This is a genomic window from Pseudarthrobacter defluvii, from assembly GCF_030323865.1.
Classification (GTDB): Bacteria; Actinomycetota; Actinomycetes; order Actinomycetales; family Micrococcaceae; genus Arthrobacter; species Arthrobacter sedimenti.
Genome location: NZ_CP066362.1, coordinates 441,354 through 456,742, shown reverse-complemented (window position 1 = coordinate 456,742; position 15,389 = coordinate 441,354). Strand labels below are relative to the sequence as shown.

The following is a 15,389-nucleotide window of genomic DNA, read 5'->3' as shown; positions in this document are numbered from 1 at the left end:
TCCCACACACTCCCCCGGAGGACTAATGCTTAAGCAAGGCTCTGCCCTGGACCGGTATTTCAGGGTTACCGAGCGCGGTTCCAACCTTTCCCGCGAGATCCGGGGCGGGTTCGCCACGTTCTTCGCCATGAGCTACATCGTGGTGCTGAACCCGTTGATCCTGTCCGGTCCGGACTCCAGCGGCACCACGCTCGGCTTCACCGCGGTGGCCGCCGTGACCGCACTGGTGGCAGGCATCCTCACTATCCTCATGGGGGCATGGGGACGTCATCCCTTCGCCCTGGCCACCGGCCTGGGCGTCAACGCGTTCGTGGCCGTCACCGTGGCCACCAACCCTGGCCTGACGTGGCCCGACATGATGGGCCTGGTGGTCCTCTCAGGTGTCACCATGCTGATCCTGGTCCTCACCGGCTTCCGCACCGCCGTCTTCAAGGCCGTGCCGGACGGGCTCAAGACCGCCATCGTGGTGGGCATCGGCCTGTTTATCGCCCTGATCGGCCTGGTCAACGCCGGCTTCGTGCGCCGCATCCCCGACGTTGCAGGCACCACAGTGCCCGTTGGCCTTGGTTTCGAGGGCAAGCTGCTGGGCTGGCCCACGGCCGTTTTCGTCTTCGGCCTGATCCTGACCATCGCCCTGGTGGTGCGCAAGGTCAAGGGCGCCATCCTGATCGGCATCATCACCTCCACGGTGCTGGCCGTCATCCTGGAATCGACCCTGCACATCGGCCCCAGCTTCGACGGCAAGAACTTCAACCCGCAGGGCTGGTCCCTGGTGGCCCCCGCATTCTCCGGCTGGGCCGCCCCCGACCTCTCGCTGATCGGCAAGGCCAACCCGTTTGGCGCCTTCCAGCACCTCGGTTTCGTCGCCGCCACGCTGCTGGCCTTCGTCATCCTCCTCAGCATCTTCTTTGACGCCATGGGCACCATGGTGGGCCTGGCCAACGAAGCCGGCACGGTGGACGAAAACGGCAACATCCCCGACGTCGACCGCGTGCTCCAGGTGGACGCACTCGGCGCCATCATCGGCGGCGGCGCCTCGGTATCCTCCAACCAGATCTACGTCGAAGCCGGCGCCGGCATCGGCGAGGGTGCCCGGACGGGCATCGCTTCGGTCGTTACCGGCCTACTGTTCCTGGTGGCCATGTTCTTCACCCCGCTGATCAACCTGGTGCCGTTCGAGGCTGTGGCCCCGGCCCTGGTTGTGGTGGGCTTCATGATGGTGTCCCAGGTGGGCAAGATCGACTGGCAGGACTGGGGCATCGCCATCCCGGCGTTCCTGACCTTCGCCCTGATGCCGTTCACCTACTCGATCGCCAACGGCCTCGGCGCGGGCTTCATCAGCTACGTCATCATCCGGACCGTCCAGGGCCGTACCAAAGACATCCACCCCCTCATGTGGGCCGTGGCCGCGGCGTTCGCGCTTTTCTTCGCCATTGGCCCCATCGAGGCTGCATTGGGCATCAAGTAAACCCCTGCGCAGAAAGGGCTGGTGCGGCGTTCGCCGCGCCAGCCCTTTGTCGTTTGCACGGGTAACTACACCGGGGTGTTCGGTGCCAGCCCCTCATCGCCGGACACTGCCAGCGCCTTCCTCTGCCGCAGCCGGTCGAGCCGGTTCATCAGCGGTGAAGTGGTGGCACCGTGGATCACGATGGACAGCGTAATGACCAACCCAATGAAGGACCAGAGCCAGTGTGCCTGGTCCGTGAAGTGGCCCTCAGCCAGCGCAAACGCAAGGTAGTACACGGAACCTATTCCGCGGATGCCGAAGAAGGACAGTGCCACGCGTTCCCGCGGGCCGGTCTTGCCGCCCAGCAGGCCCAGCCAGCCCGCAAGCGGCCGGACCACCAGCAGGAAAGCCAAAGCCACCAGCACTTCCGCAGGGCCGACCCCGGCGAGCAGCCCGCGGGCAATGGCACCACCCAGCAGGACCAGGATCACCACCGTCAGAAGCCGTTCCAGCTGCTCAACGTAGGAGTGCAGCACCCGGTGGTAGCCGTGGGTGCGTTCTGCGGCACGGATGGTCACGGCACAGACAAACACCGCGATGAACCCGTAGCCCTCCACCATGTCCGTCAACCCGTACGCCAGGAACGTCGCCGCCAGTGCCACAAAGCCTTCGGAGTGGTTGGACAGCCGGAGACTGTCGGCGCGGGCCGAAAAGAACAGCCTCGCGAGCAGCTTGCCGGTGAGGAAACCCACGAGAAGCCCAACCGCCAGCCGCCACAGCACGTCCAGGCCGAACCATTCACCGAACCAGGCAGAGGGGTTTGCTCCGGCGACGCTGATGGCAATTGCCAGGTACACGAACGGGAACGCCAGGCCGTCATTGAGCCCGGCCTCCGAGGTCAGGCCGAACCGGACCTCATCCTCCTTGTCAGCGTGCTCGTCCTGGTCTGCGGGCTCGCCCACCTGTACCTCCGAGGCCAGCACCGGGTCCGTGGGGGCGAGGCTGGCAGCCACCAGCAGCGCCGCGCCGAGACCGAGGCCAAGGAACCACATGCCCAGCAGGGTCAGTCCAACGATGCAGAGGGGCATGGCGATCCCCAGGAGCCGCCATGTGGTGGACCAGCGCTTACGTCCTACCGGCCGGTCCAGGGCAAGCCCGGCACCCATCAGCGAGATGATCACGCACACCTCCGCAAGGTGCATTACGAAGTCGCTGTGCTCCACGGGGTTGGGGTCCGGCAGCGAGGGGATCAGCGCGAAGGCACCCATCCCTGCGCCAAGGAAGACCATGGGCATGGACAGGGGCATATTGCGCAGCAGCTTGGGCAGCACCGCGGCAATGAAGACGGCCAGGCCGGCCGCGGCAAAAAGGATGTCGGGGGCTTCAAACATGGGCTCTCCAGCCTGGAATTGTTGCGTTGACGGCCGGCAGGAATTGCTTGCTGCCACGGACCCACTGGGTCTCACCCTATTCCCTGTACCCCACCGGGCGCGCCCTTCCCCGCGAAGGCTTGCTTTCCGTGCGGGTTCTTGGATCCCGGACAGGACGACGGCGGCCTTGCTGGTTTTCGCGGCCGGCATGCGGTGAGCTTGGAGCATGTCTCTCCAGCTCCCCGCCGTCGATGTCCCGCCGCAGCCCTGGACAGGAAGGTTCGACGGCGACGGTCCCGGCCACCGCCGCTGGTGGCAGGCGGTGAACTCCGGCAGTAAGTCGTGGAATGGAGAAGCGGCGGCGAAGCCTGCCGCCCTGCTGGGCTTCGCCAGCGATGAGGGCGTGCGGCGCAACAAGGGCCGCACGGGAGCATGCGAGGCCCCGGCTGCCCTGCGGAAAGCCCTTGGCCCGCTGGCATTCCACCTGGACCGCGCGGTGGTCGACGTCGGTGACGTGGTGGTGTCCGGGCAAGACCTGGAAGCGGGCCAGGACCGGCTTGGCCGCGCAGTGGCGGCCCTGCTCGAGGCCGGCCACCAGACTGTCGTGCTGGGCGGCGGCCACGAAACGGCCTACGCCAGCTACCTCGGGGTCGCCGGCTCGACGGCGGTCCAAAGCGGGCAGCGCCTCGGCGTCCTGAACCTTGACGCCCATTTCGACCTCCGCGACGAGCCCATCCCCAGCTCCGGGACACCGTTCCTTCAGATGGCCCGCGCGGAGGCGGACGCCGGCCGCGAATTCCGCTACGCCGTCGTCGGCATCTCGGAGCCGAACAATACGCAGGTCCTCTTCGACACCGCCCAAAAGCTCGGCGTCCAATACCTGCTCGACGAGGACTGTGACGCGGACCGGGTCCGGGACTTCGTGGGCGGCTTCCTGGCAGGCATCGACGTCCTGTACCTGACCATCGACCTGGACGTGCTACCCGCCGCCGTGGCGCCCGGGGTCAGTGCGCCCGCTGCGTACGGCGTTCCGCTGCACGTCATTTCGGCGGTGTGCCGGCAGGTGGCGCAAAGCGGCAAGCTGCTGCACCTGGACGTGGCCGAACTCAATCCTGCGTTCGACATTGACGGCCGCACGGCACGGACGGCGGCGCGGCTGGTGGACACCCTGCTGCGCTGACGGCCTAGGTGCCTCCCGCAAAGGGTCAGGCTTTCAGGGCGTACCGCCGCTCGGGACGGCCCACGCCGTACTTGAGCCGCACGTCCAGCGTCCCCTCGTCGTGCAGGTATTCCAGGTAGCGGCGCGCGCTGACCCGGGAGGTCCCAAGTTCCTCGGCTACCTCCGCCGCGGACACGTCGCCGGTGGCCGCGTTCAGCGCGGCCTCCACCAGCCTCAGCGTCTCGATGCTGCAGCCCTTGGGGAGAGGACGTTCGGCGCGGTCCAGGCCGAACACCCGGTTGACGTCAGACTGTTCGGCAACGTCCTTGGACGCATCCAGGCTTTGGTAGGCGTTGCGGTAGTGTTCCAGCCGTTCCTGCAGGTCCGTTTGCGAAAACGGCTTGATCAAATAGTGGACGATGCCGCCGCGCAGGGCTTTCCGCACGGTTTCGACCTCCCGTGCGGCGCTGATCACCAGCACGTCCAGTTCGGGGGCCACGCCGCGCAGCCGCTGCATCAGGTCCAGGCCGTTGATGTCCGGCAGGTGGATGTCCAGCAGCACCAGGTCGGGCTGGAGCCGTCCCGTTTCCGCGAGGGCCTGGGCGCCGGTATGCGCCGCACCCACCACGGTGAAGCCCGGCGTGCGCTGGATAAAGCCGGCATGCACCTTGGCCACCATGAAGTCGTCGTCGACGATCAGGACCTTGATCATGGCTGGGTAGTTCCTCGTTTCAGCACGGCGGTAAAGACAGCCCCATTATCGTTGGCCACGGTCAGGTTCCCGCCAGTCCGGCGGCAAACCACCCGGGACAGCGCCAGGCCGAAGCCGCGGCTGCCGGCGGGACCCGGTTCCTTGGTGGTGAAGCCCTGGCGGAAAATGCGGTCGGTGGACCCGCCGGGAACGCCGGGACCGTTGTCCCGCACCGTCACCACCACGTCTTCACCAGCCCTGCCATCCACCAACACCCTGACCGCTGCGTGTGGAAGGCCCGTGACGGCGTCGAACGCGTTGTCCACGAGGTTCCCCACCACGGTGGTGAGGTCCCTGGACAGCCCGTCATCAATCTTGTCCAGCATGGAGTCGGGATCCAGCTGCAGGGCCGCCCCGCGTTCGGTGGCAAGGCTCGACTTGGCGATCAGCAGGGCCGCGAGCGCCGGGTCCTTGATCCGGCCCGTCACCTCATCGTTGAGCCTGGTCCGGTCCACGGTGGCACCGTTGACGAATTGGACCACCGAATCATACTCGCCGATCTGGATCAGGCCGGAAATCACGTGCAGTTGGTTGGCGAACTCGTGGGCCTGCGCCCGGAGGGTGTCCGTGGCGGTGCGGGTGGTCCCCAGTTCCTGCTCCAGCTCGGAAAGTTCCGTGCGGTCGCGCAAAGTGGTGACGGAGCCGATCACGCGGCCACGGGATTCGAACGGCATCCGGTTCATCACCACCAGCCGGTCCCCCACCAGCACCAGCTGGTCCGGCCCGGGCTGCTCGTGGGTTAGGACTTCCTTCAGGGCAGGTTCGACGGCGAGTCCCGCCACACGCTTGCCCACACAGTCGGGCGGGAGGCCGAGCAGGGCACGCGCACTGTGGTTGGCCACCGTAATCCGGTCGTGCAGGTCCAGCGCCACCACACCTTCCTTGAGGCCGTGCAGCATGGCTTCGCGGTTTTCCACCAGGCTGGTGATTTCGCTCGGTTCCATGCCCAGCGTTTGCCGCTTCACCCGCCGCGACAGCAGCAGCGACCCGGCGATACCCAGGACACTGGCCACGCCGAGGTACGTCAGGAGGTTGGGGACGGCGTCGCCCAACCGCTCGAGCATGGTGGGATAGCTGCGGCTGATGGAGGCGATCCCGATCATGTGCCCGGTGTCGTCCAGGACCGGGACGTGCGCGGACAGCAGCGGGGCAGGGGTTCCGCCCACCACGCCGGTCCATGCCCTGCCTTCCATCACCCTGCTGGCGCCGAGCTCCAACGGCTCTCCCAGCAGGCTGGGATCCGAGGACGCCACCACTGTCCGGTCGATTCTGGCCAGCGCCACCCTCGAGGAGCCCGAGACAATGCGCACCGACTCCGCCACTGCCGGCAGCACGGCTCCGCCGCGCGCCTGGGACTCGGGGAGGAGTTCACGCACCACCGGGTTCCCGCCCAGGGCTTCTGCAGCGGACAGTGCCCGCCTGCCTTCAGTGCGCTCGAAGGCGGCAGCGGACTGGGCCAGGGAAATGGCCACCACGCCCACCAGGACCGCGAGGACGATGAGCAACTGCAGCAGCAGGTATTGCCCCGCGAGGGACATTCCTCGTCGTCGAGTCACAATGGTCTTCCTGGTGGTGCGGCAGGGCGGGTTCTCCGGCACGGCGGGCTGGCGGGCAAAGTGCGGGCAGCAGCAGGGGCGCAGGGCCGGGTGTACCGGGAACTATATCCCAAAGCCGCGCCCCCAAAGCCCGGGCAGGGGCGATGTGGGGTTTTGGAAACGTGAACGCAATGAACACAACTTTCTCTGCGTACACAAGAGTGATCGCCGTCACGGCCGCCCCTAGCATCGGAACCGCAAGGCATCGGAAACACAAGTCAACTGATGCTGATCAGATTTGTTTTGAGAGAAGAGGAACACATGCGCCAGATCCGCGCATTGCGAATTGCCGCCGTTGCTGCCGGCATCGCCCTGATGGCCACCGGCTGCGGTGCCACCGGCAAGAGCTCCACCGGCTCGGAGAGCACCGGCGCCGCCGCCGGGCCCATCACCGGCCTGCAGATCATGGTCCCCAACTCCCCCGGCGGCGGTTACGACACCACCGCCCGCGCCGCCGCGAAGGTCCTGGACGACGCGAAGATCTCCACCAACACCGAGGTCTTCAACCTGGCCGGCGCCGGCGGCACCGTGGGCCTGGCCCGCATCGTCAACGAAAAGGGCAACGGGGACCTGGCCATGCTCATGGGCCTGGGCGTTGTAGGCGCCAGCTACACCAACAAATCCGAGTCCAAGCTGACCTCCACCACCCCGCTGGCCCGCCTCATCGAGGAACCCGGTGCCATCATGGTCAGCAAGGATTCGCCTTACAAGACCATTGACGACCTGGTGAAGGCCTGGAAGGCAGATCCCGGCTCCATCGCCGTGGGCGGCGGCTCCTCCCCCGGCGGTCCCGACCACCTGCTCCCCATGCAACTGGCCGGTGCCGTGGGCATCGATGCCACCAAGGTCAACTACGTGGCCTACGACGGCGGTGGCGACCTCCTGCCCGCGATCCTGGGCAACAAGCTGGGCTTCGCTGCCTCCGGCGCCGGCGAGTACCTGAAGCAGATCGAATCCGGCGAGGTCCGCGTCCTGGCCACCAGCGGCGAGAAGCGGCTGGACGGTGTGGACGCACCTACGCTGAAGGAATCCAATATCGACCTGGTGTTCACCAACTGGCGCGGCGTCGTGGCCCCTCCGGGCATCAGCGACAAGGATAAGGAAGCCCTGATCGCCGCCCTGGAGAAGATGCACGGCACCGACGGCTGGAAGGAAGCGCTGAAGACCCACAGCTGGACCGACGCCTTCATCACCGGTGACCAGTTCAAGACCTTCCTCACCGAGCAGGACAAGCGGGTGGCGGACGTCCTCACCAAGCTTGGGTTGGCGTGACGTCCCTGACCACAGGTCTCAAGGGCCGCTCCGAGCTGGGAGTCGCACTCCTGCTCGGGGCGGCCGGCGTCGTCGTCTTCCTGGACGCCAACGGCCTGGTAACCCCGTATTCGAAGTCGGACCCGGTAGGGCCAAAAACTGTTCCGTTCATCGTGGCCGGAATGCTGGTGGTCTGCGCAGTCCTGCTGGCCATCAACGTGCTGCGCGGCGGCAAGGGCGAGGCCGAGGGCGGCGAGGACGTGGACCTGGACCACCCCGCCGACTGGAAGACCATCCTGCCGCTGGCAGGTGCGTTTATTGCGAACATCCTGCTCATCGACTGGGCCGGTTGGGTAATCTCCGGGACCGTCCTGTTCTGGGGCAGCGTCCTGGCCCTCGGCAGCCGCCGCTACATCCGGGACGGACTGATCTCCGTGGCACTGTCCCTGCTGACCTTCTACGGCTTCTACCTCGGCCTGGGCATCGCGCTGCCGGCCGGCCTCCTGGAAGGAATCCTCTAAATGGACGTCTGGTCCTCCCTGATGGACGGCTTCGCCACCGCCCTCACCCCCATGAATTTCCTGTACGCCGTCATCGGTGTCATCCTGGGCACCGCCGTCGGCGTCCTCCCCGGCCTGGGCCCGGCCATGACCGTCGCCCTCCTGCTTCCCGTCACCTACGCCCTGGAACCCACCAGTGCCTTCATCATGTTCGCCGGCATCTACTACGGCGGCATGTACGGCGGCTCCACCACCTCCATTCTCCTCAACACCCCCGGCGAGTCGTCCTCTGTGGTTACCGCCATTGAGGGCAACAAGATGGCCAAGGCGGGCCGGGCGGCACAGGCGCTTGCGACGGCGGCCATCGGCTCGTTCGTTGCCGGCACCATTGGCACGGCGCTGCTGGCCGTCTGCGCACCGATCGTGGTGAAGTTCGCCGTCAGCCTCGGCGCCCCCAGCTACTTCGCCATCATGGTCCTCGCCCTGCTGGCCGTCACGGCCGTGCTCGGTTCGTCGCGGCTGCGCGGCTTCGCCTCCCTGGGCCTTGGCCTGGCCATCGGCCTGGTGGGCATGGACTCGGTCACTGGCCAGCGCCGTCTGACGTTCGGCCAGCCGCTCCTCGCGGACGGCCTGGACATCGTGGTGGTCGCCGTGGCCATCTTCGCCGTGGGCGAGGCCCTCTGGGTGGCGGCGCACCTTCGCCGGACCCCACTGCACGCCATTCCCGTGGGGCAGCCCTGGATGGGCAAGTCCGACTGGAAGCGTTCCTGGAAGCCGTGGCTGCGCGGGACCGCTTTCGGCTTCCCGTTCGGTGCGCTGCCGGCCGGTGGTGCCGAGATCCCCACCTTCCTGTCCTATGTCACGGAAAAGCGCCTCAGCAAGCACCCTGAAGAGTTCGGCAAGGGAGCCATTGAAGGTGTTGCCGGCCCGGAAGCAGCAAACAACGCTGCCGCTGCCGGCACCCTGACTCCCATGCTGGCCCTGGGCCTGCCCACCAACGCCACGGCGGCCGTGATGCTCGCTGCCTTCACGTCCTACGGCATCCAGCCGGGCCCGCAGCTCTTTACCAGCGAGGGTCCCCTGGTGTGGGCGCTGATCGCCAGCCTCTTCATCGGTAACCTCCTGCTGTTGATCATCAACCTGCCGCTGGCACCGATGTGGGCCAAGCTGCTGCAGCTCCCCCGCCCGTACCTGTACGCCGGCATCCTGTTCTTCGCCACGCTGGGCGCCTACTCGGTGAACCTGCAGGCGTTCGACCTGGTGATCCTGCTGGTCCTGGGCGCCCTCGGGTTCATGATGCGGCGCTTCGGGCTTCCCGTGCTGCCGCTGATCCTCGGCGTGATCCTGGGCCCGAGGATCGAGGGGCAGCTACGTAAGACCCTGCAGCTGAGCGCGGGTGATCCGGCAGGGCTCTTTGGTGAGCCGATCGCCGTCGTCATCTACGTCATCATTGCCCTCATCCTGTTGTGGCCCTTCGCCTACAAGCTGATCCGGCGCAACCGGCCCGCTGCTGCTCCTGCCGCCGGGGCATCGGCCCTTGCCACGGAACCCGATGATACGGTCCACTCGAACCACGATGCCGTTTATTCCGACCATAAGGAGCGACCATGACCGTTGTTGTGGGATACGTCCCCACCCCCGAAGGCGAAGCTGCCTTGACCCAGGCCATCACCGAAGCCCGGAAGAACAACAGCACGCTGGTGCTGATCAACTCGTCGAAGGGCGAGGCAGCGGTGGACAACCGCTTCGCACCCGAAGGCGAGATCCAGGACATTGAGCAGCGGCTGGCCAGCCAGGGCATCCAGTACCTGATCAAGCGGCCGGTCCGGGGCCATGACGCCGCGGCCGAGGTCCTGGACGCGGCCGAGGAACATAAAGCCGATCTCATCGTGATTGGCCTGCGCCGCCGCACCCCGGTGGGCAAACTGATCATGGGCAGCACGTCCCAGCGCATCCTGCTGGAGGCGGACTGCCCGGTCCTGGCCGTCAAGGCCAGCTGAGCCAGGCCGCCGAGCCAGCCCGCCGAGTCAGTACGGCTGAGTCAGGCCGGCTGGGCCGTACTGGCCGCCGGCGTCCGGAACAACTCCTGGCGCTGGCGGCCCAGGCCTTCCACCTCGACCTCCACCACGTCACCCGGCTGGAGGTAGGGGAAGCGGCCGGAGAGGGCCACACCCTGCGGGGTTCCGGTGAGGATCACGTCGCCCGGTTCCAGCCGCATGTACTGGCTGCAGTGGTGGACCAGTGTGGCGGCGTCAAAGATGAGCTCAGCTGATGTTGAATCCTGCCGCGGCTCACCGTTCACCCAGCTGCGCAGCCGCAGGTTGCCGCCGTCGATCTCTTCTGCCGGAACCAGCCACGGGCCCAGGGGGGTTGACCCGGGAAGCGATTTGCCCTTGGTCCACTGCCCTGCCGCCCCGGGCAGCTGGTATTCACGCTCGGAGAAATCGTTGGCCGTGACGTAGCCGGCGATGCAGCTTGCCGCTTCATCAGTGGAGCGGAGGTAACTCGCTTCCCTCCCGATAACGATGCCCAGTTCCACTTCCCAGTCGTACTGGGTGGAGCGCGGGGGCATCGGGGCGGGGTCGCAGGGGCCGGTGACGGTATTGCTCGGCTTGAGGAACACGACAGGAATGGTGGGCGGCTCTGCCCCGGATTCCGCGGCGTGGGCGGCGTAGTTCATTCCGATTCCCACGACGGAGCCGGGGCGGGCCACGGGTGAACCAATGCGGAGTGAATGGGCGTCCATGATCTCCGGCAGCTCCCCCGCCTCCAATGCCTTCCGGGCCTTGTCCAGGCCGCCGGAAGCAAGGAATGCCCCGTCCACGTCACGGGTAATGGGCAGCAGGCTGAAACACCGGTCAGTTCCGTCCACTGAGGGGACCAGTACGGCTGGCTGTTCGTTGCCGACATCGCCCAGGCGCATGATTTTCATTCCCGAATTCTCCTCAGGGTCTTGGTGGGTCGTTGGGCCGGTGGTGGCCCGTTTCCATGGTCCTCGATCTGCTGCCTGGGCCGCGAACGGACGCTTTGTGACCGCCCTCCTAAGAGCAGACATCTGACATATCGCCGGATCAGTCGGTAGAATGTGGGAGCCATCTTGGCACGAAACACAGAAAGTTCAGTACATGACTACAGCCATTTTGGAGCGCGTCCCCGCCGCTGCCAAGACCACCGAAGGATCCGCGACGCGGTCGATCAGCCTGGAGTTTTCCAGCGCCGCCGAGGTCCACGCCGGACTGGAACAGGCCGTCGCGCAGCTGATTGACGTTGCGGCCAAGGACGCCGCCTGCGGCATCCTGGTCACCAGGCTGCACCCGGGAAGCTACACCGTAGCCCTGGATGAATCGGTACCGTTCGGCGAAACCTACGAGTCCTTCGCGGCCTGATCCGGGCCGCCTGTTCGTCAGTGCCGGCACCTTCCCTCCGCCTCCCCTCGTGGTGGCAACAAAAACCCCGCACGCCGGTTGGCGGTGCGGGGTTTTTTGCTCTTGGCGGGACTAGCCGCGGCGAATCTCGACGCCGTCAGACTTTAGGAAAAGCTGCTTCTCTGCAGGACCTGTCGGACCCGCCGGAACCAGCCAGAGGACGTTGCCGCTCTGGGACACCTCTTCCACTTCCCCGGCTGCCACCACCTGCGCATGCTTGATGATCTCGACGCGGTCCCCGGCCTGGAGCGACTTCCAGTTGGATACCGCGGCGGAATGGGCATTGCGCCTCGACAGGACTGCCCCACGTGCTTTCATTTGAACTTCTACCCCTTTGTATCGTTCTGCTGCCACAGCCTCTTTGATGTGACTTTCACTACACCTTCAGTTCTACTACACTCCCGGCGCCACGGCAGGCCGTGGCGCCGGAAATTCCGCCTTTTGGGCGCGTGCCCTGCAGCCCCTGAAGATCCTTCGGTGTCAGGCCAAGGGCCCGACGGCGGATTCGGCTGCCCGGCGCACCTCACCTGAGGCGACCAGCCGGTCCGCCGCTTCCAGTTCCGGAGACAGGAACCTGTCCGTCCCTGGCCCCTCCACCACGTCGCGCAGGGCAGCGACAACGGCGGCGCCTGCCGGCCCCGGCGTCAGGACGCCGCCCGAGAGCTGCGTCCGGATATCCAGCGCCCGCGCCGAGGTCACCAGTTCGATGGCCAGGACCCGGCGGAGGTTCTCCACGGCCTTGCGCAGCTTCCGCGCCGCGTGCCAGCCCATGGACACGTGGTCTTCCTGCATCGCCGAGCTCGGAATGGAGTCCACCGAGGCCGGAACGGCCAGGCGTTTGTTGTCCGAGACCAGGCCGGCCTGGGTGTACTGGGCAATCATCAGGCCGGAGTCCACTCCCGGGTCCGCGGCGAGGAAGGCGGGGAGACCGTGGGACCGGGCGGGATCCAGCATCCGGTCGGTGCGGCGTTCGGCGATGGAGGACAGGTCCGCGACGGCGATGGCCAGGTAGTCCAGGACGTACGCAACCGGGGCACCGTGGAAGTTGCCGTTCGAGCTGACGCGGCCGTCCGGCAGGACGACCGGGTTGTCGATGGCTGCCGCCAGTTCCCGGGTTGCCACCAACTCCGCATGGTCAACGGTGTCGCGGACGGCACCGGCCACCTGCGGGGCGCAGCGCAGCGAGTAGGCATCCTGCACCCGGGAGTCCCCCACCCTATGCGAGGCGACGATCGGGGAATCCGAGAGAACGCGCAGCATGTTGTCCGCGCTGGCCGCCTGGCCCGGGTGTGGCCGGAGCGCGGCGTGCAGTTCTGGCAGGAACACCTGGTCGGTTCCCAGCAGCGCCTCGACGCTGAGCGCGGCGGTGATGTCCGCCGTCGTCAGCAGCCGCCGGAGGTCCGCGATGGCCATCAGGAGCATGCCCAGCATGCCCTCGGTACCGTTGACCAGCGCCAGGCCTTCCTTCTCGGCGAGGATGACCGGCTCAATGCCGTGTTCTGCAAGCAGCTCAGCGACAGGGCGCTCTCCGCGCCCACCGTACGTGACGCCGTCGGGCCCTTCCGCTTCGCCTTCCCCCATCAAAACCAGCGCGCAGTGCGAAAGCGGGGCCAGGTCGCCGGAGCAGCCCAACGACCCGAATTCGCGGACCACCGGCGTGATGCCGGCGTTGAGCACGTCCACCATGGTCTGGAGGACCACGGGGCGGACGCCGGTGCGGCCGGAAGCGAGGGTCTTGGCGCGCAGGAACATGATGCCGCGGACCACTTCGCGCTCCACGGCGGGGCCCATGCCGGCCGCGTGGCTGCGGATCAGGGACTTCTGCAGCTGGGTGCGCAGTTCGTTGGGGATGTGCCGGTTTGCCAGGGCGCCGAAACCGGTGGAGATGCCGTAGGCGGGGACGTCGCTGGAAGCGAGGTCGTCGATGTGCGCGCGGACCTTGGCGACGGTTTCCAGGGCTTCGGGCGCGATGGTCACCTTGGCTCCCCCGCGTGCGACGGCGAGCACGTCCTCGGGCGTGACGCCCGCCGGACCAAGGGTGACGGTGAGCGGTTCATGGGTAATCGTAGTCATTTGGTGGTTCCTACTTTTTTCTCGTCGATTGCTCCGTAAGCGCCCTTTTGAGGGGTCATAACGGCGCCTACGGAGCAACCGATGTGGAATTGGGTCTCGGTTAGCGGGATTCCTGCATGGGGATACGGACGCCGCGTTCCTTGGCGACGTCGAGGGCTCGCTCGTAGCCGGCGTCCGCGTGGCGGATGACGCCCATGCCCGGATCGTTCGTGAGGAGGCGTTCGAGCTTCTGCGCAGCGAGATCCGTGCCGTCGGCGACGGAGACCTGGCCGGCGTGGATGGAGCGGCCGATGCCGACGCCGCCGCCGTGGTGCAGGGACACCCAGGTGGCACCGGAGGCGGTGTTGAGCAGGGCGTTCAGCATGGGCCAGTCGGCGATGGCATCCGAACCGTCCGCCATGGCCTCGGTTTCGCGGTACGGGGAGGCGACGGAGCCGGAGTCCAGGTGGTCGCGGCCGATCACGATGGGGGCCTTGACCTTGCCTTCCTTGACGAGCTGGTTAAAGAGCAGCCCGGCCTTGGCGCGTTCGCCATAGCCCAGCCAGCAGATGCGCGCAGGCAGGCCTTCGAATTCCACGCGGTCCTGGGCGGCATCGATCCAGCGGTGCAGGTGCTTGTTCTCGGGGAAGAGCTCCTTGATCGCTTCGTCCGTGACGCGGATGTCCTCAGGGTCGCCGGAAAGGGCCACCCAGCGGAACGGACCCAGGCCTTCGCAGAACAGCGGCCGGATGTAGGCGGGTACGAAGCCGGGGAATTCGAAGGCACGGGTGTAGCCGCCCTTGCGGGCCTCGTCACGGATGGAGTTGCCGTAATCGAAGACCTCGGCGCCGGCATCCTGGAATTCCACCATGGCCTGGACGTGCCGTGCCATGGAGGCCTGGGCCTTCTTGGTGAAGCCTTCCGGATCCGCTTCAGCTTCGCGGTGCCACTCGTCCACGGAAATGTCCTCGGGCAGGTAGCTCAGGGGGTCGTGGGCGGAGGTCTGGTCAGTGACAATGTCCACGGCGAGTTCACCGGCTTTGTGGCGCCGCAGGATCTCGGGGAAGACCTCGGCGGCGTTGCCCACGTAGCCCACGGACCAGCCGCGGCGCTCTTCCTTAGCCTCGAGCACCTTGGCGATGGCGGCGTCGAGGTCTGTTTCCACTTCGTCCAGGTAGCGCTTGCCGGCCCGGCGGCGCAGGCGGTTTTCGTCGACGTCGACGATCAGGCAGGCACCTTCGTTCAGGGTGACGGCCAGCGGCTGGGCACCGCCCATGCCGCCGCACCCTCCGGTGAGGGTCAGCGTGCCGGCAAGGGTGCCGTTCTCGTCTCCGGTCAGCTTGCGGGCGATCGCGGCGAACGTTTCGAAGGTCCCCTGCAGGATGCCCTGGGTGCCGATGTAGATCCAGGAACCGGCCGTCATCTGGCCGTACATCATCAGGCCCTCGGCCTCGAGGCGGCGGAATTCGGGCCAGGTGGCCCAGTCGCCCACCAGGTTGGAGTTGGCCAGGAGCACGCGCGGGGCCCATTCGTTGGTGCGGAAGACGCCGACAGGCTTGCCGGACTGGACCAGGAGGGTTTCGTCCTTTTCCATGGTTTCCAGGGTGCGGGTAATGGCGTCGAACGCGGCCCAGGAACGGACGGCGCGCCCGGTGCCGCCGTAGACCACAAGGTCATCGGGGCGTTCGGCTACCTCGGGGTCCAGGTTGTTCATCAGCATGCGCAGAGGCGCTTCGGTCTGCCAGGACTTTGCGGTGAGCTCGGTGCCGCGGGCTGCTTTGACCGGGCGGGCACCGGTGGTGAAATCGGCGGGTGCCATGATGGGCTCCTTCTGGTGAT

14 protein-coding genes are annotated in these 15,389 nt (G+C 66.8%); 7 read left to right on the top strand and 7 right to left on the bottom strand.

Going from position 1 to position 15,389, the window contains the following annotated elements:
- Positions 1-25: 25 nt before the first annotated feature.
- Positions 26-1,468, top strand: coding sequence for an NCS2 family permease (locus tag JCQ34_RS02215; RefSeq protein WP_286401380.1), 1,443 nt, complete (start codon positions 26-28; stop codon positions 1,466-1,468).
- A 65-nt stretch (positions 1,469-1,533) separates the two neighbouring features.
- Here the strand turns inward: JCQ34_RS02215 and JCQ34_RS02210 are convergent, their stop codons facing one another.
- Positions 1,534-2,838 carry a cation:proton antiporter gene (locus JCQ34_RS02210; RefSeq protein ID WP_286401377.1) on the bottom strand — a complete coding sequence of 435 codons (1,305 nt, stop codon included), beginning with the start codon at positions 2,836-2,838 and terminating at the stop codon, positions 1,534-1,536.
- Between the two features lie 205 nt (positions 2,839-3,043).
- Here JCQ34_RS02210 and hutG point away from each other — a divergent pair, with 205 nt between their 5' ends.
- Complete coding sequence (hutG, locus tag JCQ34_RS02205) at positions 3,044-3,997, top strand: formimidoylglutamase (RefSeq protein WP_286401375.1); 954 nt, start codon at positions 3,044-3,046, stop codon at positions 3,995-3,997.
- 25 nt (positions 3,998-4,022) lie between these two features.
- Here the strand turns inward: hutG and JCQ34_RS02200 are convergent, their stop codons facing one another.
- Both JCQ34_RS02200 and JCQ34_RS02195 read right to left on the bottom strand, forming a co-directional pair.
- On the bottom strand, positions 4,023-4,688 hold the full coding sequence (locus JCQ34_RS02200; protein ID WP_286401373.1) for a response regulator: 666 nt from the start codon (positions 4,686-4,688) through the stop codon (positions 4,023-4,025).
- Positions 4,685-6,265: a sensor histidine kinase gene (locus tag JCQ34_RS02195; RefSeq protein ID WP_286404251.1), complete on the bottom strand. Its 1,581-nt coding sequence runs from the start codon at positions 6,263-6,265 to the stop codon at positions 4,685-4,687. Before JCQ34_RS02195 ends, JCQ34_RS02200 begins: the two co-directional genes overlap by 4 nt.
- A gap of 318 nt (positions 6,266-6,583) precedes the next feature.
- Here JCQ34_RS02195 and JCQ34_RS02190 point away from each other — a divergent pair, with 318 nt between their 5' ends.
- Genes JCQ34_RS02190 through JCQ34_RS02175 form a run of 4 tightly spaced genes read left to right on the top strand, consistent with a single transcriptional unit; the run spans position 6,584 to position 10,073 of the window.
- Positions 6,584-7,594, top strand: coding sequence for a Bug family tripartite tricarboxylate transporter substrate binding protein (locus tag JCQ34_RS02190; protein WP_142131346.1), 1,011 nt, complete (start codon positions 6,584-6,586; stop codon positions 7,592-7,594).
- Positions 7,591-8,094 (top strand): tripartite tricarboxylate transporter TctB family protein, encoded by a 504-nt coding sequence (locus JCQ34_RS02185; protein ID WP_286401367.1) that lies wholly within the window; start codon positions 7,591-7,593, stop codon positions 8,092-8,094. Before JCQ34_RS02190 ends, JCQ34_RS02185 begins: the two co-directional genes overlap by 4 nt.
- Positions 8,095-9,684 carry a tripartite tricarboxylate transporter permease gene (locus JCQ34_RS02180; RefSeq protein ID WP_286401365.1) on the top strand — a complete coding sequence of 530 codons (1,590 nt, stop codon included), beginning with the start codon at positions 8,095-8,097 and terminating at the stop codon, positions 9,682-9,684.
- Positions 9,681-10,073: a universal stress protein gene (locus JCQ34_RS02175; protein ID WP_286401362.1), complete on the top strand. Its 393-nt coding sequence runs from the start codon at positions 9,681-9,683 to the stop codon at positions 10,071-10,073. Before JCQ34_RS02180 ends, JCQ34_RS02175 begins: the two co-directional genes overlap by 4 nt.
- Before the next feature lie 41 nt (positions 10,074-10,114).
- Here the strand turns inward: JCQ34_RS02175 and JCQ34_RS02170 are convergent, their stop codons facing one another.
- Entirely contained in the window at positions 10,115-11,005 is an 891-nt protein-coding gene (locus tag JCQ34_RS02170; RefSeq protein ID WP_286401360.1) for a fumarylacetoacetate hydrolase family protein, read from the bottom strand.
- Between the two features lie 193 nt (positions 11,006-11,198).
- Here JCQ34_RS02170 and JCQ34_RS02165 point away from each other — a divergent pair, with 193 nt between their 5' ends.
- Positions 11,199-11,459, top strand: coding sequence for a hypothetical protein (locus JCQ34_RS02165; RefSeq protein ID WP_286401357.1), 261 nt, complete (start codon positions 11,199-11,201; stop codon positions 11,457-11,459).
- 111 nt (positions 11,460-11,570) lie between these two features.
- Here JCQ34_RS02165 and JCQ34_RS02160 read toward each other — a convergent pair whose 3' ends face one another.
- The 3 genes from JCQ34_RS02160 to JCQ34_RS02150 all read right to left on the bottom strand — a co-directional run bounded on the left by JCQ34_RS02160 (position 11,571) and on the right by JCQ34_RS02150 (position 15,369).
- Positions 11,571-11,816 (bottom strand): hypothetical protein, encoded by a 246-nt coding sequence (locus JCQ34_RS02160; RefSeq protein WP_286401355.1) that lies wholly within the window; start codon positions 11,814-11,816, stop codon positions 11,571-11,573.
- 162 nt (positions 11,817-11,978) lie between these two features.
- The gene (gene hutH, locus JCQ34_RS02155) at positions 11,979-13,571 is read right to left on the bottom strand and encodes a histidine ammonia-lyase (RefSeq protein WP_286401352.1); all 1,593 of its coding nucleotides are present in this window, start codon (positions 13,569-13,571) and stop codon (positions 11,979-11,981) included.
- Positions 13,572-13,671: 100 nt separating this feature from the next.
- Complete coding sequence (locus tag JCQ34_RS02150) at positions 13,672-15,369, bottom strand: urocanate hydratase (RefSeq protein ID WP_286401349.1); 1,698 nt, start codon at positions 15,367-15,369, stop codon at positions 13,672-13,674.
- Between the last annotated feature and the right edge of the window lie 20 nt (positions 15,370-15,389).